Genomic DNA, 25,460 nt, shown 5'->3' with positions numbered 1-25,460 from the left:
ACCATAGGACGACAGCCTACTTTGAGCTTCTTAAGAAAACCTTAAACAACCGAACGATTGCTCTGCTTAAATAACAATTCACTATCTACCGCGAAGGCAATTTATTACACTTCCTGCGTTTTTCTTCTCTCTTGAGTTACTCATGCAAAATAATAAACGACTGGGTCGCCAGGCACTGCTATTCCCGCTGTGCCTGGTGCTCTATGAATTTTCTACGTATATCGGCAACGACATGATCCAGCCAGGCATGCTGGCGGTTGTCGAACAATACAACGCGGGAATCGAATGGGTACCGACCTCCATGACCGCGTATCTGGCGGGAGGTATGTTCTTGCAGTGGCTGTTGGGGCCGTTGTCGGATCGTATTGGCCGCCGTCCGGTGATGTTGACCGGCGTGGTGTGGTTTATCGTGACTTGCCTCGCAACACTTCTGGCACAAAATATTGAGCAGTTCACTATTCTGCGTTTCTTGCAGGGCGTTAGCCTGTGCTTTATTGGCGCGGTGGGTTATGCGGCAATTCAGGAGTCTTTCGAAGAGGCGGTGTGTATCAAAATCACCGCGTTGATGGCCAACGTTGCGCTGATTGCACCATTGCTCGGCCCGTTGGTTGGGGCTGCATGGATTCACTACGCGCCGTGGGAAACGATGTTTGTGTTGTTCGCGGCACTGGCAGCCTTCTCATTCTTCGGTCTGCATCGTGCGATGCCGGAAACTGCGACGCGTTTAGGCGAAAAGCTCTCACTGCGCGATTTAGGCCATGATTACAAGCTGGTGCTTAAGAACGGTCGCTTTGTTGCCGGATCGCTGGCCATTGGTTTTGTTAGCCTGCCGATTCTGACATGGATTGCGCAATCGCCGATTATCATCATTAGCGGTGAAAAGCTTTCAACCTATGAGTATGGATTGCTGCAGGTCCCCATTTTTGGTGCGCTGATTATGGGTAACCTGGTACTGGCACGTTTAACGTCTCGTCGTAGTGTACGCTCGCTGATTATTCTTGGCGGCTGGTGGATTGTACCTGGACTGGTTGTTGCCGCCGTGGCGACCGTGGCTTCTTCACATGCTTATTTGTGGATGACGGCCGGGTTGAGTATCTACGCATTTGGTATTGGCCTTGCTAACGCAGGTCTGGTGCGGCTGACATTGTTTGCGAGCGATATGAGCAAAGGCACTGTTTCAGCGGCAATGGGAATGCTACAGATGCTTATTTTTACCGTCGGCATCGAAGTCAGTAAGCATGCTTATCTGCTTGGTGGTAATGGCTGGTTTAGCCTGCTGAATTTGCTGGGCGGAGTGATCTGGCTGGGTTTGATGTTTGTATTTTTGAAAGATAAAAGCGTGGGTAATCGGACGGACGTCTAGCTTTATCTGTTGGATGACGCTTCGCTTATCCAACCTACAACTTATCCCCCTATCACAAGCAAAAAAATACCCCGGCATGCCGGGGTATTCTCTTTTATTGATATGCGATTACTTAACCGCCATACCTGCCTGAGCACCGCTATCCGGGCTTAACAGGAAGATATCTTTCCCGCCAGGGCCTGCAGCCATCACCATCCCTTCAGAGATGCCGAAACGCATTTTACGCGGTGCCAGGTTTGCCACCATAATGGTCAAACGGCCTTCCAGTGCGGCTGGGTCCGGGTAAGCAGAACGAATACCGGAGAATACGTTACGTTTCTCACCGCCAAGATCCAGCGTCAGGCGCAGCAGCTTGTCGGAGCCTTCAACAAACTCTGCTTTCTCAATCAGTGCCACACGCAGATCCACTTTTGCGAAATCATCGAATGCGATGGTTTCACCAATCGGGTCATCAGCCAGTGGGCCAGTTACCGGAGCGGCTGCCGCTTTCACTTCTTCTTTCGACGCTTCAACCAGCGCTTCAACCTGTTTCATTTCAATGCGGTTGTACAGCGCTTTGAAAGTATTCACTTTATGGTTCAGCAGCGGGGTGTTGATGCTGTCCCAGGTCAGTTCGCAGTTCAGGAAAGCTTCAGTTCGTTCAGCAAGCGTTGGCAGAACCGGTTTCAGCCAGGTCATCAGTACACGGAACAGGTTGATACCCATGGTGCAGATGGCTTGCAGGTCGGCATCGCGGCCTTCCTGTTTTGCCACAACCCATGGAGCCTGCTCATCAACATAACGGTTTGCAACGTCAGCCAGCGCCATAATTTCACGCACGGCTTTACCGAATTCACGGCTTTCCCAGGCTTCACCAATTGACTGTGCCGCGTCGGTAAAGGTTTTGTACAGTGCCGGGTCAGCAATTTCAGCAGACAGTTGGCCATCAAAACGCTTGGCGATAAAGCCTGCGTTGCGTGATGCCAGGTTAACCACTTTGTTAACGATGTCGCTGTTCACACGCTGCACGAAATCTTCCAGATTCAGGTCGATATCGTCGATACGGGAAGATAGCTTCGCAGTGTAGTAGTAACGCAGGCTGTCGGCGTCAAAGTGGTTCAGCCAGGTGCTGGCCTTAATGAACGTACCGCGCGATTTAGACATCTTCGCGCCGTTTACCGTCACATAGCCGTGAACAAACAGGTTGGTTGGCTTGCGGAAACCGCTGCCTTCCAGCATGGCTGGCCAGAACAGGCTATGGAAATAAACGATATCTTTACCGATGAAGTGATACAGCTCAGCGGTGGAATCTTGCTTCCAGTATTCGTCAAAGCTCTCGGTGTCTCCGCGTTTGTCGCACAGGTTTTTGAATGAACCCATGTAGCCGATTGGCGCGTCGAGCCAGACGTAGAAGTATTTGCCCGGTGCATCAGGAATTTCGAAGCCGAAGTATGGCGCATCGCGAGAAATATCCCACTGTTGCAAACCAGACTCGAACCACTCCTGCATTTTGTTAGCTACTTGCTCTTGCAGCGCACCAGAACGAGTCCAGGCTTGCAGCATTTCGCTAAACGATGGCAAATCAAAGAAGAAGTGCTCGGAATCACGCATCACCGGCGTTGCGCCAGAAACCACAGACTGCGGGTTAATCAGCTCGGTTGGGCTGTAAGTTGCGCCACAAACTTCGCAGTTATCGCCGTATTGGTCAGGTGCTTTACATTTCGGGCAGGTACCTTTTACGAAACGGTCAGGCAGGAACATGCCTTTTTCCGGGTCGAAAAGCTGAGAAATTGTACGGTTTTTAATAAAACCGTTCTCTTTCAGACGGCCATAAATCAGCGATGCCAGCTCGCGGTTTTCGTCGCTATGCGTGGAGTGATAGTTATCATAGCTGATGTTAAAGCCAGCAAAATCAGTCTGATGCTCCTGACTCATTTCGGCAATCATCTGCTCTGGTGTAATACCTAACTGCTGTGCTTTCAGCATGATAGGTGTACCGTGTGCATCGTCCGCGCAGATGAAGTTGACCGTGTTTCCGCGCATTCGTTGGTAACGGACCCAGACGTCAGCCTGGATGTGCTCCAGCATGTGACCAAGGTGGATTGAGCCGTTAGCGTACGGAAGTGCGCACGTTACCAATAATTTTTTCGCGGTATGAGCCATAGTAGAAATTGCATCTTCTAAATAGAAAAGGGCCTTAGATGTTAACTGAGAGCCGCCTTGTGGTAAACCACACAAGCTGAACAAGGAAATTTTATCGTGCCGGATGGCATCTGGTATGCTTAACAAACTGCATCATCTGTTAAAAAAACAATAAGGAGCCGGGATGAATTCGCAATCCCCGTCAAGTCGTTCCCCCGAGCAGCTACGCGCTATGGTCGCCGGGACACTGGCCAATTTTCAGCACCCAACCCTCAAACATAATCTGACCGCGCTTAAAGCACTGCATCATGTCGCAATGTTAGACGACACGCTGCATGTTGAGCTGTTGATGCCATTCGTTTGGCGCAGCGGTTTTGAAGCCCTGCAAGAGCAGTGCAGTTCGGATTTGTTGCGCATTACTGGGGCGAAAGCGGTGGACTGGAAACTCAGCCACAACATTGCCACCTTAAAGCGTGTGAAAAATCACCCCGGCATTAACGGTGTGAAAAACATTATTGCGGTGACTTCAGGCAAAGGCGGTGTTGGCAAGTCGAGTACTGCTGTGAACCTGGCACTGGCGCTCATCGCCGAAGGGGCGAAAGTCGGGATTCTGGATGCGGATATTTATGGCCCGTCTATCCCAACGATGCTGGGGGCAGAACACGAACGCCCAACTTCACCTGACGGCACGCATATGACGCCAATTCTGGCGCATGGCCTGGCGACCAATTCAATTGGTTATCTGGTCACTGATGAAAACGCCATGGTGTGGCGCGGCCCTATGGCCAGCAAGGCACTGTTGCAGATGCTGCAAGAAACCATGTGGCCGGATCTCGATTATCTGGTGCTGGATATGCCGCCGGGCACCGGTGACATTCAACTGACGCTTGCGCAGAATATTCCAGTAACGGGTGCTGTTGTGGTGACCACGCCGCAAGATATTGCATTGATCGACGCCCGTAAAGGCATCGTGATGTTTGAGAAAGTCGATGTGCCAGTGCTGGGTATCGTTGAAAACATGAGCATGCATATTTGCAGCAACTGTGGTCACAATGAGCCAATTTTCGGCACTGGCGGGGCGCAGAAACTGGCGGATCAATACCACACCAAATTACTGGGCCAGTTGCCGCTGCACATTACTTTGCGTGAGGATCTTGATGCCGGTAAGCCAACGGTGATCAATCGTCCGGAAAGCGAGTTCACCGCGATCTACCGTCAACTGGCGGGTAGCGTTGCAGCGCAGCTTTACTGGGAAGGTGAAGTGATCCCTGCGGATATCTCGTTCCGCGCCGTGTAAATCAATATGTCGGGTGGGTTTACGCCTGCCCGACAAACACACCCCCATCCTTGTCCTAATTTCTGCTTTCATCCCCACTAAATCAAAAATTATTGAAACCCTTCAAAGAAAGTTAAGCCGCCAACGTGTATGTTACGCCGCCTCTGAGACTCAATGGCGAGCGCAATGTACGAGTTTAACCTGGTGTTACTGCTCCTTCAGCAGATGTGCGTCTACCTGGTTATCGCCTGGTTGATGAGTAAAACTCGGCTGTTTATCCCGCTGATGCAGGTCACAGTACGTTTACCGCACAAATTACTTTGCTACGTTACTTTCTCTATCTTTTGCATTATGGGAACCTATTTTGGCCTGCACATTGACGACTCCATCGCCAACACACGTGCGATTGGCGCGGTAATGGGGGGGCTGCTCGGTGGGCCGCTGGTTGGCGGGCTGGTGGGTTTAACCGGTGGGTTGCATCGGTATTCAATGGGGGGAATGACGGCGCTAAGTTGCATGTTTTCCACCATTGTTGAAGGGTTGCTTGGTGGGCTGTTGCACCGTTTGTTGATTCGTCGTGGGCGCAGCGATTTGCTGTTTAATCCCTTGACCGCAGGTGGCATTACGCTGCTGGCGGAATTCTTCCAGATGGGCATTATCTTGCTGATTGCTCGCCCGTTTGCTGATGCGTTGAATCTGGTGAAAAGTATCGCTGCTCCGATGATGATTACCAACACCGTGGGTGCCGCGTTATTTATGCGTATTTTGCTTGATAAGCGAGCGATGTTTGAGAAATACACTTCGGCATTCTCGGCAACCGCATTAAAAGTTGCGGCCTCGACAGAAGGGATTCTGCGCCGGGGTTTTAACCAGGAAAACAGCATGAAAGTGGCGCAGGTACTCCATCTGGAGCTGGATATCGGAGCCGTTGCTATTACCGATTGCGAGAAGCTGCTGGCGTTTACCGGAATCGGTGCCGACCACCATTTACCAGGTAGCCCAATCTCTTCTGAATATACCTGGCAGGCAATTGAACGCGGTGAAGTGGTATATGCCGACGGCAATGAAGTGCCATACCGTTGTTCGCTGCACCCGCATTGCAAACTGGGTTCGACGCTTGTTATCCCACTGTATGGCGAAAATAGCCGCGTGATTGGCACGATCAAACTGTATGAAGCAAAGAACCGCTTGTTTAGCTCGATTAACCGCACGCTGGGTGAAGGCATCGCGCAGCTTCTCTCTGCGCAAATCTTAGCGGGGCAATATGAACGACAAAAGCAGATGCTGACGCAGTCAGAGATCAAGCTTTTGCACGCGCAGGTGAACCCGCATTTTCTGTTTAACGCATTGAATACGCTGGTGGCTGTTATCCGCCGGGATAATGAACAGGCATGTCAACTGGTGCAATATCTTTCGACCTTCTTTCGCAAAAACTTAAAGCGCCCAAGCGAGATAGTGACACTTGCCGATGAAATTGAGCATGTGAATGCTTATCTGCAAATCGAACAGGCGCGTTTTCAGTCACGATTACGCGTGCAACTGAATGTGCCTCAGGAGCTGTCGCAAGTGCAGCTACCAGCTTTCACGCTACAACCCATTGTTGAAAACGCCATCAAGCATGGCACTTCGCAGTTGCTTGGTGTTGGGGAGGTGACGATTAATGCCTGCCAGAATGGGGAGTATTTGCAGCTTTCTATTGAAGACAACGCAGGTTTATATCAGGAAAAAAACACATCCAGCGGGCTTGGGATGAGTCTGGTAGATAAACGTCTGCGCGCCCGTTACGGCGATGCCTGCGGTATTAAAGTGGATTATGAGTCAGACCGATTTACCCGTATTACCCTACGTTTACCTCTGGAGGAAACCCCATGTTAAAAGTGCTGATTGTCGATGATGAACCGCTGGCGCGTGAGAATTTACGCATCATGCTGCAAAACGAACCAGACATTGAAATCGTGGGGGAGTGTGGCAATGCGGTGGAAGCCATTGGCGCGGTGCATCGCTTGCATCCGGACGTGGTGTTTCTTGATATCCAGATGCCGCGCATCAGTGGGCTGGAAATGGTAAGCATGCTTGATCCTCAACAGCGCCCCTACATCGTATTTCTTACCGCCTTTGACGAGTACGCGGTGCAGGCTTTTGAAGAACATGCGTTCGACTATTTACTTAAACCAATAGACAGCAAACGGCTCGAGAAAACCCTACAGCGTTTGCGTCATGAGCGCGTCGATCAGGATATGACACTGCTTGAGCCAAACCAGGAAGATCTTAAATTCATTCCTTGTACCGGGCAGAGCCGGATTTACCTGCTACAAATGGAAGAGGTGATGTACGCCAGCAGCCGTATGAGCGGGGTATATGTCACCAATGCGCAGGGAACTGAAGGTTTTACTGAGCTGACGTTGCGCACGCTTGAAAGCCGCACGCCGCTGGTTCGCTGCCATCGACAATACCTGGTCAATATGGTGCATCTCAAAGAGATCCGCTTTGAGGATGGCGGGCAAGCCGAGTTAATGCTGCGCGACGGGCAGTCTGTCCCGGTAAGTCGTCGCTACTTGAAGAGTCTCAAAGAGGCTTTAGGGCTTAAAGCGGTGTAGTATTTATGTCATTACCGCCACATCCCTATATACTGCCCGCTTTCAAGATTTGGAACGAGAGAATCACCACTATGATGAATAACGATGTATTACGCAGCGTGCGTTACATGCTGAATTTGGGCAATGACGATATGGTGAAAATTTTCGCCCTGACCGACACTGCCGTTACCACTGAGCAAATTGTTAGCTGGACCAAAAAAGAAGACGAAGAGAACTTCAAACTTTGCCCTGACATTCTGATGGCCAACTTCCTTAACGGGCTGATCTATTTCAAACGTGGCAAAGACGAAAGCAAGCCTGCGCCAAAAATTGAACGCAAGATGACCAATAACATCATCCTGAAAAAACTGCGTATTGCGTTTGATTTGAAAACCGACGACGTGCTGGAAATTCTGACCTCACAAGAATTCCGTATCTCTATGCCAGAAATCACCGCGATGATGCGCGCACCAGAGAATAAAAACTTCCGCGAATGTGGTGACCAGTTCCTGCGTTATTTCCTGCGCGGTTTGACTTCACGCGTACACGTAGCGAAGAAGTAAGATTTATTGCGGTGGATGTCGCTTGCGCACATCCACCCAAAGATTATCCCCGCGCTTCATTCTTCTGCTTCACAATATCTGCCATCACCGCCAGCGCAATTTCTGCAGGAGTTTTGCTCCCCAATGGTAAGCCTATAGGGGCATGGATGCGTTGTAACTGAGTCGGGTTTAATTCCGCTATTTTCTGCAATCGTTCCAGCCTTCGCGCACTGTTCTTCTGCGACCCCATCGCGCCAATATAAAATGCAGGCGTGTTCACCGCCTCCATCATTGTCAGGTCATCCATCCGCGGATCGTGCGTTAGCGCGACAATCGCCGTATTGGCGTGGCAAGCGTGTTGCTCAAGATAATTCGCCGGGAACTGCCTGAGCAGAGTAATACCTGGTTTAAGTTGGGCGGCGAAATTCTCTAAGGCGTCGGGTCGATTCTCACAAACCAACACTTCAAAACCCAGCGCACTGGCAAAATCGGCGCAGTACAACGCAACGCTTGAGAGCCCGGCAATCAGTAAACGCGGTGCGGCGGCAACATGCACCGTAATCTGCTGCCCGTTGCGTTCAACCTGAGTGATATCGGCAAATTCGGTAACTTCCAGGTGGCGGCAAGGCTCGGGAAGCGTCAGGCGTTTCTGCAAGGCAAAATGACCATTCAGCGCAGCGGCCATCTTTTCCAGATACCTAATATTGCCAGGGGTGGCAGGGAGATATTCGACCAAAATATCCAGCACGCCACCGCACGGCAGCGCAATACCCGGCTCCAGCCCACCTTCGCCATAACGTACAATCTGGCTGGCTTGCTGGTATTCACCTTGCGCAATCCGTTGTAAAAAATCCTCTTCTACACAGCCCCCGGAAAGTGAACCGCAAAAGCGATTGTCGGCTGTTGCCACCATTAACGCTCCTGGTGAGCGGGGTGAAGAACCGTAGGTATTTAAAACCGTACATAACCAGACGGGTCGTTGTTCCAGCCATTCATGAGCCTGGTTAATCACACTAATATCAAGGTGTTGCATGATTATTCACTCCTTTGAACCAGTTGTGATGGGAGATCAATATCGCGCTGGGAATCGGCATCTTCAATTTCGATGAGGTGCATTGACTCGCCACGTAATAATTCACGTGCGCCGTTGTCACCGGTTAACTGGCTGAGTTTGCTGTACCAGTTGTGGTCGAAGGCCACCGGATGCCCCGGCTGCGTGCTAACGCATGGTCGCACCAGCGTGTGAGATTTCATTGCCTCTGCCACCGCCACAAACACCGCCGGTGGAACAAAAGGCATATCCGCCAGATGAATCAGCCAGCCTTGCCAGTTCGACGTTGCGCGAACACCCGCAGCGATTGACTCGCCCAATCCAGAACTTTCAATCAGCGTGACGGGAATCTGCTGCGCGCGGCACAACGCTTGAACCTGGCTGTTTTCCGGGCGCGTCACGACATGCACTTGCAGGCCAGAAGTCAGCGCATTACGTAGCGTTTGCGCAAACACGCTGCTGTTGTTGAGCAACGCGTTAAGTTTATTGCCTTCGCCACCTGCTTCTTTGAAGCGTTTTGCACAGCCTGCGGCGGCAATAATGATGCCCGCTTTCATGTTCAGGGGGAATTCCTCACTGCCTTCTTGATTACGCAATATGATGAGTAATTTGCGCAACAATGTTTTTTTTATGAAAATGAGATGTTAATTCTCACATGATTTAGCTTAAATATATATACTTATATTCACTACGGAAATGTATAAAATCTACGCATAATTGTTTGAAAAAAAGACAATAATAATTTTAAATGGGATGTTTTATGAGCAATTTTAATCCATCACGGCGCAGTTTTATTAAACACGCGGTGGTCGCCGGAGTCGCGGTGTATCTTGCCCCTCTCTATAGCCGTGCTTATGCCGCGCTGTTTGAACAAAAAATCCTTCACTCACCGAACTGGGATGCCAAAAACAAGCGCATCCGTTTCCGAATCGACGGCAAATCAAAAGTGATGGGCCAGAAAGTCTTTGCCCGCGATATTCGTGCAGTAGACATGCCTCACTGGCCGCAGAAACAGGCTCACGCCTTTATTCTGCGCACCACAAAAGCCGACAGGCTATTTAGCGGTATCGATCTTTCTTTATTGGGTGATGACCTGAAACCGGATCGCATCGTCACCGCTGAAGATCTGGCGCGTGATGGCCTGGCATTCCCGGCGTTCTACGGCGAAGACATGCTGTTGCCAACCGGTAAAACGCCGGCCTATCTCGGCCAGGCGGTTGCCATTCTGATTTACCACGATTTTGCCCGTTTCCGCTTTGCCAAAGATAAACTGAAATTTAAAGACGAAGTGATTCAGTACGGTGCGCAAACCGGCCCGCTGGAGCGTGACCCGTGGGGCACCTTCCGCTTTGTGCGCGTCGGCGGCGCGACGTCACAAGACGACGATCATTTCTCCAGCCTGAAAGACATGCCGATTTTCCCGGTGTCGATGAGAAAGCATTTGCCCGTTTGGCCTGAAGGGCGCGAAGGCGGCAAGCTGGATCAGGAAGGTATGTATTACGCAGGCATGATTGCCGATGAACTTAAGAACCCGCCGGAAGACTGGCTGGTGCTACAACGCCGCTACACCACACAATCTATCGACACCGCTGCCCTTGAGCCGGATAACGCCAACGGCTGGTTCGATGAAGCCACGCAAACGCTACATATGGTGGTGCCGACGCAATCTCCGCAGGAAGTGGCCGACGAAATGCCGCGTATGCTGGCAAAACGCACGCAGCCGGTAAAACAACTGATTCTCCATCCATGTTACACCGTGGGTTATGGCTCCAAAGATCACTACAACTTCCCGTATTATGGCGCGGTTGCCGCGATGTATGGCGACGGTCACCCGGTGCGCCTGGCGAACGACCGTTACGAGCAGTTCCAGAGCGCACTCAAACGCCATGCGTTCGACATGAATTACACCATTGCGGTGAATAAAAAGACCGGCATCCTGCAATCATTTTTAGGTGATATGACTGCTAACGGCGGCGGACGCAGCAACTTTACCCCGTCGGTTTCAATGGTGGGCGCAACGGCTGCACAATCCATTTATTACTTCCCGAAAAGCGATTTGTCGGCAGTCGGTGTGGCGTCCCGCGCTATCGATGCGGGTTCAGCTCGCGGTTACGGCACGCTGCAAAGTATGGCCGCCACCGAAATGATGGTGGATGAAATTGCTGAAGAGCTGGGAATTGACCCGATTGAATTCCGTATGCGCAACGCGCTGAAATCAGGCATGAAAAACACCCAGGGTGCGATTCCTGCTGGTGCGATACGTGTAGATGAAGTGCTGGCGAAAGCGGCGAAAAATGAAATCTGGCTCAAACGTGCTGAACGTAAAGCCGAATTTGAAATGAAAAACCCAGGTAAGCGTTACGGCGTAGGCTTTGGCTGCGTGCAAAAAGACTTTGGTACTGGTGCTGAAACCTCCTTTGCGCGTGTGGAAGTGGCGGCTGACGGGCGTATTGCGCTGTACCACAGCGGTGCTGAAATGGGCACTGGTATGTCAACATCACAATCGGTGCTCTGTGCACAATGGTTGGGTAGACCGGCAGACGAAGCGCATTTCTCGGTCACTGACTGGAGTTCTCTGCCAGTTGTTACCAGCGGGGACCCGTACATAATGTCTCAGGAAGAGCAGGACAAACTGGCTGCTAATCCATTCTGGTCTCCGTCGTACTGCTCGCCATCAAGTGCCAGTAACTCGGCGTATTACTTCTCACACAGCACGCTCGAAGCGGCGCGTTTAGTGTTTGAACAAGGCTTATGGCCGGCGGCAATGGCTATCTGGTCCACCGGAATCGGTGGTGGCCAGGCTGCACCGCTGGTGGTGCGCATCGAAGATGCTCGTTGGGTGGAAGGTGGTTTAACCGCTGCTGGTATGGAAATTTTAAGCCTTGAACGGGTAGCGAAAAAAGCCCATGAAATGGGGTTAATGACTGGCGCCGCAGTGCACGTCTTTAACCGCTGGCAGTGGGCGGAAGCCGATTTCACCTTTAACCAGCAAAGCAAACGCCTGCCGATTGATGCCCTGGCGGTGCGCTACGGCAATGGTGATTTCGCCACACTTTCGCGCACACATGTTTATTACCCGCCAACGCAGCGCAACAATGCTGCGGTGACGTACTACAGCGCTGTCGGCACGCTGGCGGAAGTAGCGGTAAGCCTCGCCACCGGCGAAGTGGAACTGCTCAACCACCACTCAATTATGGAGTGCGGCAATTTAATTGTGCCGGAACTGGTCTCCGGGCAGCTGCAAGGCGGCCTGGCGATGGGTATCGGCCATGCGTTACATGAATATTTACCTCTCTACGAAGACGGACCCGGTAACGGAACATGGAACTTCAACCGTTATCACCTGCCGCGTGCCAGTGATGTGGCAGTCTGGAAACAGACTGGCGATATCCTGCCCGCGCTTTCGGAAACCGACCCACCAAAAGGCATGGCTGAAGTCGTGATGATCCCGGTTGTTGCCGCGATTGTGAATGCGATTGCTGATGCCACAGGCCATCGTTTCCGTGATTTGCCCGTCCGTGCTGAAAAAATTCGTGAGGTATTACCATGAGCATCAAAACTAAACCAATGACCCTGACCATCAATAACAAACCGTATGGCCCAATTGATGTGCCAGAAGGGTTGATGATGATCGATTTCCTGCACGAATATGTCTATCTGACTGGATCACGTCTGGGCTGCGGGCAGGGCATTTGCCACGCGTGTGTAGCGATTGTTGATAACCCAAGCGGCACCAGTGAAGAGGTGCGTACCTGTATCACCGGAGCTCATTTCTTTAACGGTAAAAAAGTCCGCACCGTTGAAGGGCACGCTAAAGTCGATGATCAGGGCGAAGTGGTTGAACTGTCGCCCATTCAGCAGTCATTCCTCGACCACTACAGCTTCCAGTGCGGCTACTGCACGCCGGGCTTTGTGAACGCAGCGACGATTTTCGTTGAGAAACTCAAACGTGAGCCTATCGAACGTGACGAATTAGAAGGGGCGATTTCACATGCGCTGGAAAATCACATTTGCCGCTGCACAGGCTACGTGCGTTATTACGAAGCGGTGCGCGACGTGGTGCTGAAAACACCGGGGCTGGTGAAGGAGGCGGTGAAATGAAAAAGCGTCTCGCGCTGATTGTGCTGGCTATTGTGGTCATCATTGTCGCCATTTTGTACTGGCGAGAATACCGCACGTATGACGGGCCGGTGCAAAAAGTAACCGCCAGCAAGGAGCAAATCGAACGCGGCAGTTATCTGACAAAAGCTGCCGACTGTGCAGCTTGCCACACAGCTTCTGGCGGTGCTCCGCTGGCGGGGGGCTATCCGCTGGAATCCCCATATGGCACGATTTACGGCAGCAACCTGACGCCTTCTGCCGATTACGGTATTGGCCGCTGGACGAAAGATGATTTCTACAAAGCGCTGACCGAAGGCGTTACCCCAACCGGGCGTCACCTGTTCCCGGCCATGCCGTACACCTCGTATAAAAATATCTCGCGCAAGGATTCCGACGATATTTATGCTTATCTCATGACGCGACCGGCAGTAGATGTTAAGACGCCTGATAACGAAATGAGTTTCCCATTTAACCAGCGTATCGCATTGATTGGCTGGAATATTATGTTCCATGACAAAGATCCGCTTCCGGCGATTTCTACCGGCAACTCAGCCGACTGGCATCGTGGGCGTTACCTGGCTGATGTGCTTGGGCACTGTGGCGAATGCCATACTGAACGCGGGTTATTGGGTCAAATGAAGCTCGATAAAGCGATGCAGGGCGGGGAGTTAGGGCGCTTTATGGCACCTGACATCACACCAAAAGCGTTAGCGCAACGTGGCTGGACGCCGCAGGATGTACAGCAATTCCTTACCACTGGAATTGCACCACAGGGCAGCGCGTTTAGCGAAATGCATATGGTGGTTGATCTGAGTACTCAGCATCTGACGCCTGCCGATCAAAAAGCGATGGCGACCTACCTGATGGGCGAAGCACCTCCGGCGGCAATCCCAGCGAAACTCGGTCAGGGTAACGAAGCCGGGCGAATGACATATCTTGACCAGTGTGCTGGTTGTCATGCTCGCGAAGGTGAGGGCAAACCGCACGTTGCAGTGTCGATGCTGAACAACGCAACGCTGCGCCAACCGGATGCTAAAAACCTGATTGTTTCGGTACTTGATGGCCTACCTGCGCAGAACTTCCCGAACGGGGAAAGTATGCAAAGCATGCCGGGCTTTGGCGAGCGTCTGAACGACGAACAAGTGGCCGAACTGGTGAATTACCTGCGCGTAACATGGGGTGGTTTACCGGGGGATGTGACTGCCGAGCAGGTGAAGGCTTTGCGTCCAGAGAAGTAATGTAATGCGGCGGATGGCGCTTTCGCTTATCCGCCCTACATTCAGTTGCCGTAGATCGGGTAAGGCGTAAGCCTCTACCCGATATTTTGAAAAGTAAAACCGCTCACCCCAGCAATCGAACCGCTTAACTCCCCATTTAACCGCTCACTAAAACTCCCACCTGTTGCTTCTTAAACCCATGCCAGCATAGCGCTGAACTTTTTATCTTTGGCAATGGAGTGGGTTATGCAACACGCACTAACTTTTGTTATCGCGACTTTGTGTATTCTGACCATCTGTTATCGTCTTTACGGGGTGTTTTTCGTCCGTAAAGTTCTGAATGCTGATGACTCAGAAATCACACCGTCACATATTCTTGAGGACGGCAAAGACTACGTCCCGACAAAAAAATGGGTTAACTTCGGCAGCCACTTTGCTGCAATCGCGGCGGCAGGGCCGTTAGTCGGCCCGGTTCTGGCGGCACAATACGGTTATCTGCCGAGCTTCTTATGGCTGCTTATCGGTTGTGTGGTGGGTGGCGCGGTGCATGACACCGTGGTGCTTTTCGCCTCGATGAAACACCGCGGGAAGTCACTCTCAGAAGTGGCAAAAGCGGAGCTTGGCCCGGTGGCAGGCTGGTGTACCGGGCTTGCGATGCTGTTCATCATCACCATTACCATGGCGGGTTTGTCGATGGTGGTAGTGCATGCACTCGAACGTAACCCATGGGGCACGTTCGCGGTGTTTATGACTATTCCTGTGGCGATTTGCGTCGGGCTTTGGGAGCGTTATACCGGCAGTATGCGTGGTGCGACCTGGGTGGGGATTATTGTTATTTTCGCTTGCGTGATAATTGGCCCGTATATTCAGGAATCTTCATTTGGTGAGTGGCTGAGCCTGCGTGCCTCTACAGTAAGTCTGGTCCTGCCTTTCTACGCATTCTTTGCCACCGCGCTGCCTGTCTGGATGCTGCTGACACCACGTGGTTATCTCTCAAGCTTTATGAAAATCGGCGTGTTCGGTGCGCTGGTCGTGGGTGTGGTGTTCATTAACCCGGAAATTCAGTTCCCGGCGGTAACGCAGTTTATCCATGGTAATGGCCCTGTGCTGGCAGGTCCGGTATGGCCGTTTATCTCTATCACCATCGCCTGCGGCGCGATTTCCGGTTTCCATGCATTTATCGGTTCCGGTACGACGCCTAAGCAAATCGACAAATGGAACGATATTCTGCCCGTTGCTTTTGGTGCGATGCTTGCGGAATGTGTTGTCGGCGTGATGGCGCTTATCGCTGCTACCTCGTTACATCCTGCTGACTACTTTGCCATTAACTCCTCGCGTGAAGTGTTTGCTGGCCTTGGTATGGATGTGGTGAATTTGCCGCAACTTAGCGAATCTATCGGTCTTGACCTTTATGGGCGTACTGGTGGGGCGGTAACACTTGCTGTCGGTATGGCCGATATCTTTACGCGTATTCCGTGGTTCAGCCACCTGGCCTCCTACTTCTTCCAGTTTGTAGTGATGTTTGAAGCGGTATTTATTCTGACAGCCGTAGACTCCGGTACTCGCGTTGCGCGTTACTTGCTGCAAGATTTCCTCGGCGATATCTGGCCTCCGCTCAAACGCACTAACTGGATGCCAGGTGCCATTGGTTGCAGTATCGTCGCTTGTCTATTGTGGGGCTATCTGCTGAACTCAGGCGATATCAACTCAGTGTGGGCATTGTTTGGCGTTTCTAACCAGTTAATGGCTTCAATCGGTCTGATGATTGGTGCAACCATTATTCTGCGTATGTCAGAAAAACGCTGGTACGTGCTGACCTGCCTGGTGCCACTGTCTTATCTGTATGTGACGGTAAACTACGCAGCTTACTGGATGGTGAAAAACGTCTATTTCAATAGTGCAGCCAAAGGCTTCAACATCTTCAACGGGACGATTTCAATAGTGATGGTGCTGTTGGGGCTGGTGATTATGGTGGCGTCGATTCAACGCTGGTTTGTGCTATGGCGCGCTCGCGGGAATGATGAGCCGATTGAATTGCTGTCGTAATTATCGATGTTCTGAAAGCCGGTCCTCCGTGACCGGTTTTTTTTATTCTACTGTTACAGAAGAAACGTAATCTGCACGGTACTGAATTTTTACACGTTTGCCGTCGCGGGTATATTCGGTGTACGGGTAAACCTCTTTCCAGCCTTCAGCCAGCAATTTCTTTTCGACGCCAGAGGTGTTCAGGCCTTTAAGATCCTGAGCTTTCAACGCTTGTTTGCTGCTGGTTGTTGCAGTGCTTGCAGCTTGTACAAGCGCACCATGCGCATGTTGTTTAGCCCATTCAGCGGAAACCTGGTTTTCTGAACGGGTAAAGCTCAGGGTATAACCCGCGCCTTTCCACTCAGCGAAATCAGGATTGTTGATAGTGCGGGTAGCTTTCTTACCGTTGATAGTGACCTGGTTATTTTTTACTGCCACTTTTACTGGAGCGCCTGCGCCTTGCCAGTTGCCGTTGGACAGATCCAGCGCCATTGCTGCCGGGGATAATACTAAACCGCCCACCAGGGCTGCTACGATTACGCTGATTTTGCTCATCATTAACTCTCTTATTGAATAATTACCTTCACACTATTCACTGATTGTGAATATACGAAGTGGAATATCTACGGAGCGAGATAATGCGACCGACGAGCCTCCATAATGTTGACTTAAATCAATTTACTGAATGAGATAAAGCTGAGTTATTTAGTGTGATTATGTTTTGCGCTGTCTTTGATGGAGGCGCTAACGCATGAAACGCCACTGACTGCTAACAATCAGCGGCGTTTCGCGCTATTCCTCTACCGCCACTTTCGCAGGCTGCTCAAGGATCATTGTTTGCGTCTGGCTAAGGCTAATGCCTGCCGCGCGCAGCATTTTGAGGATCTCATACAGCAAATCGCTGCGCGTTGAACTCACCATTCGCGGACTATTCACATAACCGGTAACGCTCAGCACAATCCCGGTAGGCCCCAGTTCTTTAAAGCTGACTGAGGGCTGAGGATTTTCCAGAATTGATTCATGCAGGTTATACGCTTCGAGCAGTAAATTACGCACCTGCTCAGGGTCGATATCCAATGGGAAAGTCAGAGATATTGTTGCTACACCCTGCGCATTTCCCATCGTGGCATTACGCACGTTTTGCGAAATTAGCTGTGAATTCGGCACAATAACCGTGGATTTGTCGCCTAATTGAATTTCGGTCGCACGTACGTTGATGCGGCGAATATCGCCTTCCACGCCGCTTATACTCACCAGATCGCCCACTTTTACCGGACGCTCTGTCAACAGAATCAAACCGGAAATAAAGTTCTTCACAATTTCCTGCAAACCAAAACCGATACCGACCGACAGGGCGCTGACTATCCATGCCAGTTTGTTCCATTCAATACCGAGCATCGACAACGTGAGCATAATAATCAGCACGTAACCGACGTTGGTGAACAGTGTGACCAGCGAAGCACGCAGGCCACGGTCCATATTTGTTTTTGGCAGGAAATCGTTATCGAGCCAGCGGCGTGTGGAACGGAGCACATACCAGCCCACCACCAGACACAGCACCGCATTAAGTGCATGTGCCGGGATGATGTTCATCCCTTCGAGGCCTTTGCCGCCCCACATATCCGCGATTTTCGTCAGCAGTTCCATCGGCGTTGTGGTACCGAAGGTGCCGTTAAGCAGGGCTACCGCAGCCATCACCAGCAGTGATGTTTTCCCAACCGCTGAGAACAACGTTGCGGCAAGTGACAGATGGCGATCGTTGAGACTCAGCGTGCTTTTAAGGATTTTCCCGCTGTGAGTTGACGGGGAGAAGACCGCTTCACACAAGTCCACTACAAAGTGAATCAGCAGATACAGGCTGCAAACCACCAGGCCAATCCACAACAATTCAAAGGTGACGAAACGGGCCAGTGGAATGTAGCCAATCAACAGTGCTAGCAGGATAACAAAAGCGGTAAGGCTGATGACGAGATGAATGAGGCCAGCAACGGTAGAACGCGCTTCTGTTTGTTCACCTTCAGCACGCATTTGCCTGCGTATCCGGTTGACGCGAACAGGTGCAATCAGGCAGTTGAGCGCAACCAGCAAAGCGGCCAGGCCATTACCAAATAATGTGGCATCGATACTCGCGCCAACCAAGGAGTTCAACTGCTCGATGATACCGAAGATAAATATGAAGGCTGCCAGTAAAATCGGGAATGACGCAAGCGTTTTTGCCAGCGGGTCGGCAATACCCGGCAGACGCCATGAAGGATGGCTATTAGAAAGTAATGCGATGCCAAGACCGGCAATCACCGCGGAAAAATAGGTCAACTCGACCAGTTGTCCGGCAAACTCATTAACCCAGGGTGAGGTATCAGGCAGGCGTGTGAAGGTGTAGCACAGCAACTGCATGCTGATACCCAGCGTCAGCGTGGTACTTAAGGTTGTGAAGCAGGCTAGGAAACTGCGACGAAAACGGCCTTGCGGCAGCCAGCGTGGCAGAACCCAGTTCATTGGTTTATCCAGCCCGAAACGACCAAATACTCCAATCCCCAGCGCTAATAACAGATAGATAGCAGTACCTGGTCGCCATCCCTCGCTCCAGGCCTGGTCCCATGCATCACTGATCTGAGTGCCAAATTCACCGAAGCGTGCCGCGTCTTTGTCGTTGGGTTCAAAAACGGGTGACCAGAATTTTTCACCAAGAATACTGCCGGTATTTAGGGCAATTTGTGTTTTTAGCGCATCACGGCGCAATCCAGAGATTTGCGAAGAGAGGTTTTGCGCGGCAACTGCAATGGCTTTGGTTTGCTCGATTTGTGTGGTGAGCAAGGTTTTACTGCTGTTTAGTTGTTTGCGTTGACTAACAACTTGCGGCGTTTCAGCCAGTGCCCTTGGTGCCGGTGCGGGCCCAAGAACATCCAGTTGTGCCTGTACCTGAGTTAATTGCGGTGCCAGTGCAACGGCAAGCTTATCGGCTTCACTCACCAATTTTTGTGAATCGTCATTGAGACTGGTGAATTGTTTATCGGTTTTTGCTGTGGATACTCGCTGCTTGAGCGAATCCAGGCGCTTTTGCAACGCAGGAATTACCGTGCTGGCATTGATCTTAACCGGCTCTTCAGTGGCTGTTTGCCCGGTAGCGTCATCCGCATGAGACGTAAAAGGCATCACCATTAAACAAGACAACAATGCCAGCAGCAGCGGCATTTTTAACATTTTTGGTATCATCAGGGCAGATCCAGTGAATCATTAAATTAGCGGCTTAAAAACAATTTGCTAAGAATATCTTGAATTGGCGCTAAGTGTACCAGGTTTTATCTACTTCATTCACCAGGAGCACTCTTCATGGTGCTTCTTCGTTGGCATCACTCACCGATCCGAAAGTCACAGGCCGATATCTTAGAACTTAATAGGACATTACTGAGATGAGATAAAGGTTTTTCACATATTATTAAATATTTATTTAACTTAAATTATTCATCGTCGAGGAGATGGTGTTTTAAATATTAATTTAGACTTCATTGATGACGATAAATAAATGTCTCCTTAAGGATTGAGGGGAGGGGGTTGACTATCTACGGCCCTGGTTATTCACTGGAATAATGAAGGATGCATTATTCAAAAAGGGTAATTAAATAATTAAAGGAATCTCGATGAAATTCAGCAAAATTGCGTCCTCTTTGGTTGCAGGTATTGCATTAGTAAGCGGTGCAGCACAGGCCGATGTAGTCACTGTAAATGGCGGTACGGTTCACTTTAAAGGTGAGCTGGTGAATGCCGCCTGTGCGGTGAGCACGCAGTCTTCCGATCAAACGGTGAAACTGGGTCAATATCGTACGGCGGCGTTTACTAAAGTGGGTGACACCTCCGCGCAGATCCCATTCACCATTGTGCTTAACGATTGTGACACCACGGTCTCCACCCTGGCTTCAGTCTCATTCTCAGGCCAGACAGACGGCACCGACCCTACGCTTCTGGCGGTTAACTCGAGTGACAACAGCACCACGGCAGGCGGCGTCGGTATCGAAATCCTCGACAGCAAATCGAAAGTGTTGACCCCGGATGGTTCTGTCTTCTCCACCGCGCAGACTCTGATTGACGGGACGAACACCTTGCCGTTCACCGCACGCTATAAATCTACTGCAGCCATCGCAACAGCAGGCCAGGCCAACGCTGATGCGACATTTGTAATGAAATACGAATAATCAAATTTTGTAGGGATAACGCAAGCCTCAGAAATGAGGCTTCTTTTATTGACGAACAGAAATTTATTATTCCTGAATTGAACATTTTAATAATAGTAATAATGATGGTGCGGTGTGATGACGACTTTATTTAAACAAGGCTCGGCCATAATGTTGTGCCTGTTAATGCTGTGCTTTAATGCTCAAGCTGCCGGGGGCGTTGCTCTGGGTGCGACACGGGTTATTTATCCTGCCGAGGCAAAACAAACCTCGCTCTCAATTAATAATAGCGATAATAAAGAGCGTTTTCTGGTGAACTCGTGGATTGAAAATAGTGCAGGTGCCAGAGATAAAAGTTTTATTGTCACGCCTCCGCTTTTTGTTAGTGAGCCATCGAGCGAGAACACACTGCGGATTATTTACGCCGGGCCACCGTTGCCAACAGACCGCGAAACTATTTTCTGGGTGAACGTGAAAGCGATTCCTTCGGTCGATAAAAATAATCTCGACGGCAGCAACGTACTACAACTGGCAATTTTGTCGCGCATCAAGCTGTTTGTGCGCCCTAAAAACCTGCAAATGCAGCCAGAAGAGGCGCTGAAGCAACTGCGCTTTAGTCGCAACGGCAAGCTACTGAGCATTCACAACGCGTCTCCTTATTATGTCAGCACCGTCAATCTTAAAATTGGCAACGAGAAACTGGCTAATACCCTGGTGGCTCCAAAAAGTGTGTCGCAAGTGGCGGTTTCGCCCGCGCTAAAAGGTGCTATCTCCTTCCAGACCGTCAATGACTATGGCGCGGTGACGCCTGTGCAAGCGGGCGTAATGTTGTAATGCAGGTAATTTGCGCAATAAGGATATCTGGCAGATGATCAACAAGTCAGTCACCCCGCTTGCAGCGATGATAATGGCCGCGCTGTGGCCAGTAATCAGCTCCGGGGAAAGCTACTTTAACCCTGGGTTTTTGTCGGTAGAAGATGCTGCGATGGCGGATTTGTCGCGTTTTGAAAAAGGCAGCCATCAGGCACCGGGTGTTTATCGCGTGGACATCTGGCGTAACGTTGAATTTATCTCGACCCAGGATCTCCGTTTTATTGCCAGCGATGCCAGTGGCGGAAAAGCAAAATCGAGCGGCCTGGTGCCGTGCCTGGACACTGACTGGTTGAAGCGCCTGGGCCTGAACATGCTCGCTTATCCGGCGCTTGCGAAGTTTAAGTCCGGGGAATGTGTGCCGCTCGCGTTGCTGATCCCTGATTCTGAGACGAATTTTGATTTTGCCAAACTACGCCTGGATATCAGCTTGCCGCAGGCATCGCTGCTTAACAGCGCCCGGGGCTATATACCGCCGCAGGAGTGGGACGAAGGGATTCCGGCTGCGCTGCTCAATTACAGCTTTACCGGCAACCATGGCAGCGACGACGATAACTATTATTTAAGCCTGCAAAGTGGCCTGAACTACGGAGCCTGGCGGCTGCGTAACAGCGGTGCCTGGAACTACACTCGTGGAGATGGCTACCACGCTAACAGCTGGAACAACATTAGCACCTATGCGCAACGGACGATTATTCCACTCAAAAGCGAGCTGGTATTAGGCGACAGCAACACGGGTAGCGATGTGTTCGACAGTCTGGGATTTCGCGGGGCGCGCATCTATTCGGCTGACAGTATGTACCCCGACAGTCAGCAAGGTTACGCGCCAACGGTACGCGGTATAGCGCGTACCCACGCCAAAATCACCATTCGCCAGAACAGTTTTGTGATTTACCAAAGCTACGTTTCACCGGGTGCATTTACCATCAGTGACCTGAATTCCACCTCTTCCAGCGGCGACCTGGAGGTCACTGTCGAAGAAAAAGATGGTACCCAGCAAAAATACACTGTGCCTTATTCCACCGTTCCGTTATTGCAACGGGAAGGGCGGCTGAAGTTCGACCTGGTAGCCGGGGATTTCCGTAGCGGAAGCAACCAGCAGGATACGCCATTCTTCACCCAGGCCACGCTGAATGCGGGTTTACCCTACGGTTTTACCGCCTATGGTGGCACTCAGCTTGCCGAAGACTACACCTCCGTTGCGCTGGGGGCCGGGAAAAACCTCGGGGAGTGGGGGGCACTTTCAATGGATATTACCCACGCCCGCAGCCGACTTGCAGATGACAGCGAGCATCAAGGCCAGTCGCTACGATTCCTGTATGCAAAATCCCTCAGCGGTTACGGCACTAACTTCCAGCTGTTGGGTTACCGCTATTCCACGCGTGGTTTTTATACGCTTGATGAGGTGGCATACAAAAATATCGAAGGCTACGAATACGCCGACGAAGCGGATGGTGCACGCAAAGATGAGCCGGTTGTGCAGAGCTACCACAACTTGCGTTACAGCAAGCGCGGGCGATTTCAAATCAACGTTTCTCAATCACTGGGTGATTACGGGTCACTCTATGTTTCAGGCAGCCAGCAAACTTACTGGGAAACCAGCCAGAACAACACCTGGTATCAGGCCGGATATGCCAGCGGCTGGCGCGGGATCAGCTACTCACTCTCGATGTCGTGGAGCAAATCCGTCGGGATCGCCGATAGCGATCGCATTATGGCCTTTAACCTTTCGGTGCCATTTAGCACCTTGCTGGGGCATGGTTATTCGCGCACCAGCACCATCGATCGCGCTTACGCCACTTTTGCTGCCAGTAACAACGCTGATGGCGATGCCACCGTGCAAACAGGTATCGGCGGCACATTACTTGAAGACCGAAACCTTAATTACAGCGTCACTCAAGGTCACAGCAACACTAACGGTTACAGCGGAAGTGTCACGGCTAACTGGCAGGCTACTTACGGCACATTGGGGCTGGGCTACAACTACGACCGCGACCAACACGACTACAACTGGCAGGCTTCGGGCGGCGTGGTGGGGCACGCCGATGGCATCACGTTTAGCCAGCCGCTTGGTGACACCAACGTGTTAATCAAAGCGCCGGGAGCAAGCGGGGTTGGCGTCGAAAACCAGACCGGGGTGAAAACCGACTGGCGCGGATACGCGGTAATGCCTTACGCCACGGTATATCGCCACAACCGTATTGCTCTCGATACCAACACCATGGATAACCACACTGACATTGAAAACAACGTCAGTAGTGTGGTGCCTACGGAAGGCGCATTGGTGCGCGCGGAATTTAAGGCGCACGTGGGCGTGCGGGCAATCATCACCGTAACCCGTGGTGGGCGAGCGGTACCGTTCGGCTCTGTGGTGCGCGAAGAAACCACGGGTATCACCAGTATGGTCGGCGATGACGGGCAAATTTACCTCAGCGGCTTGCCACTCCAGGGAAAGCTGCTGATTCAGTGGGGCGAGGGCAAAGGATCACAGTGTTTCGCACCATTTACCTTACCGCCTGAAAGCCAGACTCAGGCGATCGTCGTGGCGAGTGCGACCTGTTCATAGGATTCAGGGATCTGTTTATGAAATTGATGACATCTTTAGCAGGGGGGGCGCTATGGGTATGTGTGCTCCCGGCGTTTGCCACAGTCTGCCAAAACAGCAATGGCGTGCCAGCGGATATTTTTTACGATCTGTCTGACGTCTTCACCAGCGCAAACAATAACGTCGGGCAAATCATCACCCTCGCGGAAAAGTCGGGTTGGATCGGTGTCAATGCCACTTGCCCGCAAGGAACCACCGGCGATACCACGATGCGCAGTTACGTGAGTACCTTGCCGGTGCAAAAAGTGATCGGCGATTACCAGTACATCAAGCTCAATGATTATCTCGAAGGGGCGATGAGCATTACAGACAGCTTCGCCGGGCAATTTTACCCACCGCGCAACTATATTCAGATGGGAATCCATGACAACGTATCCAGACAGCAGCCGTTTCCGGTTGAGGATTCTAAGCTGGTTTTTAAACTCAAAGTGACACGGCGCTTTATCAATATGGTGCCAATTCCACGGCAGACCATGTTTACGGTATATGTGACGACGCGAAACACCGACCCGCTCACCACTCCGGTTTATACCATTAGCTACAGCGGCAAAATTGAAGTGCCACAAAGCTGTGAAATCAACGCAGGGCAAATCGTTGAATTTGATTTTGGCGACATTGGTGCTGCGCTATTCAGCCAGGCCGGAGCCGGGAATCGACCGCAAGGTGTGACACCGCAAACTAAAACCATCGCTATTAAATGCACCAATGTGGCGGCGCAGGCCTATCTTTCTTTGCGGTTAGAAGCGGAGAAAGCATCCGGTAATATGATGGTTTCCAATAATAACGATCTCGGGTTTATCGTCGCCGATAGCGGCGGAACGCCATTTATTCCTAATAATGTGGGCAGTAAAATCAATTTCCGTCTCGACGATGCAGCTGCGGCGCAAGTGGGGATTCGGGCCTGGCCGGTAAGTGTGACAGGGAACAAACCGGCGGAAGGGCCATTTAGTGCACGGGGCTATTTGCGGGTGGATTATGACTAAAATTGCGATGCTGCTGTGGTTGGCAGCAAGCCTGGCGAGTCATGCTCAGGCCGACACTTCGCTCGGCGCCATCAATATAGAACTGCGTGGCAACGTGGTGGATTTCAGCTGCTACGTCGAAATGGGGGATGACAATAAAACAGTGCAGCTTGGGCGTTGGCCGACCAAACAACTGCGTACCGCAGGCAGCACGACGCAAAGCATACCGTTCACGTTGAAGCTTAACGGCTGCCCACAGGGTGCTGCGTCAATCACCTTTTCTGGAAAGCAAGCCACAGGCAACGCCGGTTTACTGGGGCTTAATAACACGAGTGGGGCGATAAATGTGGCCGTTGAGTTGCGCGATAAAGATAAAACCCGCCTGCCCCTTGAGCAGGCAAGCCAGGATGTGCCAGTCGATGCCAACGGAAATGCGGAATTAACCTTTTTTGCAAATTACATCGCGCTTGCCGATAACCCACAAGCCGGGCAAGCCGACGCCGATGCCACGTTTATGATTAATTATTATTAGAAAGCCTATTCGGCATCATTAAAATAAATAAAAACCGGGCGCCAACCCGG

18 protein-coding genes and 1 pseudogene are annotated in these 25,460 nt (G+C 51.3%); 14 read left to right on the top strand and 5 right to left on the bottom strand.

Going from position 1 to position 25,460, the window contains the following annotated elements:
• Positions 1-142: 142 nt before the first annotated feature.
• On the top strand, positions 143-1,363 hold the full coding sequence (locus IX31_RS12525; RefSeq protein ID WP_034458583.1) for an MFS transporter: 1,221 nt from the start codon (positions 143-145) through the stop codon (positions 1,361-1,363).
• 108 nt (positions 1,364-1,471) lie between these two features.
• Here the strand turns inward: IX31_RS12525 and metG are convergent, their stop codons facing one another.
• On the bottom strand, positions 1,472-3,505 hold the full coding sequence (gene metG / locus IX31_RS12520; RefSeq protein WP_034458581.1) for a methionine--tRNA ligase: 2,034 nt from the start codon (positions 3,503-3,505) through the stop codon (positions 1,472-1,474).
• 163 nt (positions 3,506-3,668) lie between these two features.
• On the opposite strand from metG, the gene apbC reads away from it, so the two are divergent.
• The 4 genes from apbC (at position 3,669) to IX31_RS12500 (ending at position 7,899) form a co-directional block, all read left to right on the top strand.
• Positions 3,669-4,781 carry an iron-sulfur cluster carrier protein ApbC gene (apbC, locus tag IX31_RS12515; protein ID WP_034458580.1) on the top strand — a complete coding sequence of 371 codons (1,113 nt, stop codon included), beginning with the start codon at positions 3,669-3,671 and terminating at the stop codon, positions 4,779-4,781.
• A gap of 165 nt (positions 4,782-4,946) precedes the next feature.
• Entirely contained in the window at positions 4,947-6,635 is a 1,689-nt protein-coding gene (locus IX31_RS12510; protein WP_034458578.1) for a sensor histidine kinase, read from the top strand.
• A complete protein-coding gene (btsR, locus tag IX31_RS12505) occupies positions 6,629-7,357 on the top strand; it encodes a two-component system response regulator BtsR (protein WP_034458576.1) in 729 nt (242 codons plus the stop codon). The genes IX31_RS12510 and btsR overlap by 7 nt, the downstream gene beginning before the upstream one ends.
• 71 nt (positions 7,358-7,428) lie before the next feature.
• Positions 7,429-7,899: a YehS family protein gene (locus IX31_RS12500; RefSeq protein ID WP_034458574.1), complete on the top strand. Its 471-nt coding sequence runs from the start codon at positions 7,429-7,431 to the stop codon at positions 7,897-7,899.
• 43 nt (positions 7,900-7,942) lie between these two features.
• Here the strand turns inward: IX31_RS12500 and IX31_RS12495 are convergent, their stop codons facing one another.
• Both IX31_RS12495 and IX31_RS12490 read right to left on the bottom strand, forming a co-directional pair.
• Positions 7,943-8,911 (bottom strand): XdhC family protein, encoded by a 969-nt coding sequence (locus tag IX31_RS12495; protein ID WP_034458572.1) that lies wholly within the window; start codon positions 8,909-8,911, stop codon positions 7,943-7,945.
• 2 nt (positions 8,912-8,913) lie between these two features.
• Positions 8,914-9,486 carry a nucleotidyltransferase family protein gene (locus tag IX31_RS12490; protein WP_034458570.1) on the bottom strand — a complete coding sequence of 191 codons (573 nt, stop codon included), beginning with the start codon at positions 9,484-9,486 and terminating at the stop codon, positions 8,914-8,916.
• Between the two features lie 203 nt (positions 9,487-9,689).
• Here IX31_RS12490 and IX31_RS12485 point away from each other — a divergent pair, with 203 nt between their 5' ends.
• The 4 genes from IX31_RS12485 (at position 9,690) to IX31_RS12470 (ending at position 16,293) form a co-directional block, all read left to right on the top strand.
• Positions 9,690-12,479 carry a xanthine dehydrogenase family protein molybdopterin-binding subunit gene (locus IX31_RS12485; RefSeq protein WP_034458568.1) on the top strand — a complete coding sequence of 930 codons (2,790 nt, stop codon included), beginning with the start codon at positions 9,690-9,692 and terminating at the stop codon, positions 12,477-12,479.
• Positions 12,476-13,030 (top strand): (2Fe-2S)-binding protein, encoded by a 555-nt coding sequence (locus IX31_RS12480; protein ID WP_034458566.1) that lies wholly within the window; start codon positions 12,476-12,478, stop codon positions 13,028-13,030. The genes IX31_RS12485 and IX31_RS12480 overlap by 4 nt, the downstream gene beginning before the upstream one ends.
• A complete protein-coding gene (locus IX31_RS12475; protein ID WP_034458564.1) occupies positions 13,027-14,268 on the top strand; it encodes a cytochrome c in 1,242 nt (413 codons plus the stop codon). Before IX31_RS12480 ends, IX31_RS12475 begins: the two co-directional genes overlap by 4 nt.
• Positions 14,269-14,493: 225 nt before the next feature.
• A complete protein-coding gene (locus tag IX31_RS12470; RefSeq protein ID WP_034458562.1) occupies positions 14,494-16,293 on the top strand; it encodes a carbon starvation CstA family protein in 1,800 nt (599 codons plus the stop codon).
• A gap of 42 nt (positions 16,294-16,335) precedes the next feature.
• Here IX31_RS12470 and IX31_RS12465 read toward each other — a convergent pair whose 3' ends face one another.
• Together IX31_RS12465 and IX31_RS12460 are read right to left on the bottom strand one after the other, a co-directional pair.
• Complete coding sequence (locus IX31_RS12465; RefSeq protein ID WP_157837376.1) at positions 16,336-16,830, bottom strand: hypothetical protein; 495 nt, start codon at positions 16,828-16,830, stop codon at positions 16,336-16,338.
• A gap of 234 nt (positions 16,831-17,064) precedes the next feature.
• A complete protein-coding gene (locus tag IX31_RS12460; protein WP_034460056.1) occupies positions 17,065-19,473 on the bottom strand; it encodes a DUF3772 domain-containing protein in 2,409 nt (802 codons plus the stop codon).
• A 437-nt stretch (positions 19,474-19,910) separates the two neighbouring features.
• On the opposite strand from IX31_RS12460, the gene fimA reads away from it, so the two are divergent.
• The 5 genes and pseudogenes from fimA (at position 19,911) to sfmF (ending at position 25,410) form a co-directional block, all read left to right on the top strand.
• Positions 19,911-20,462, top strand: coding sequence for a type 1 fimbrial major subunit FimA (fimA, locus tag IX31_RS12455; protein WP_034458558.1), 552 nt, complete (start codon positions 19,911-19,913; stop codon positions 20,460-20,462).
• A gap of 117 nt (positions 20,463-20,579) precedes the next feature.
• On the top strand, positions 20,580-21,275 hold the full coding sequence (gene fimC / locus IX31_RS12450) for a type 1 fimbria chaperone FimC (RefSeq protein ID WP_034458556.1): 696 nt from the start codon (positions 20,580-20,582) through the stop codon (positions 21,273-21,275).
• Between the two features lie 79 nt (positions 21,276-21,354).
• Positions 21,355-23,877 (top strand): annotated as a pseudogene (locus tag IX31_RS12445) (fimbrial biogenesis usher protein); the annotation flags it as partial.
• A gap of 17 nt (positions 23,878-23,894) precedes the next feature.
• Positions 23,895-24,899 (top strand): type 1 fimbria D-mannose specific adhesin FimH, encoded by a 1,005-nt coding sequence (gene fimH / locus IX31_RS12440; protein ID WP_034458552.1) that lies wholly within the window; start codon positions 23,895-23,897, stop codon positions 24,897-24,899.
• Positions 24,892-25,410, top strand: coding sequence for a fimbria assembly protein (gene sfmF, locus IX31_RS12435; RefSeq protein WP_051880708.1), 519 nt, complete (start codon positions 24,892-24,894; stop codon positions 25,408-25,410). The genes fimH and sfmF overlap by 8 nt, the downstream gene beginning before the upstream one ends.
• Positions 25,411-25,460: the final 50 nt, after the last annotated feature.

The organism is Buttiauxella noackiae (assembly GCF_000737905.1).
In the GTDB taxonomy this organism is placed as follows: domain Bacteria; phylum Pseudomonadota; class Gammaproteobacteria; order Enterobacterales; family Enterobacteriaceae; genus Buttiauxella; species Buttiauxella noackiae.
The sequence above is the reverse complement of the archived record's forward strand: the minus strand, read 5'-3'. Positions and strand labels throughout refer to the sequence as shown.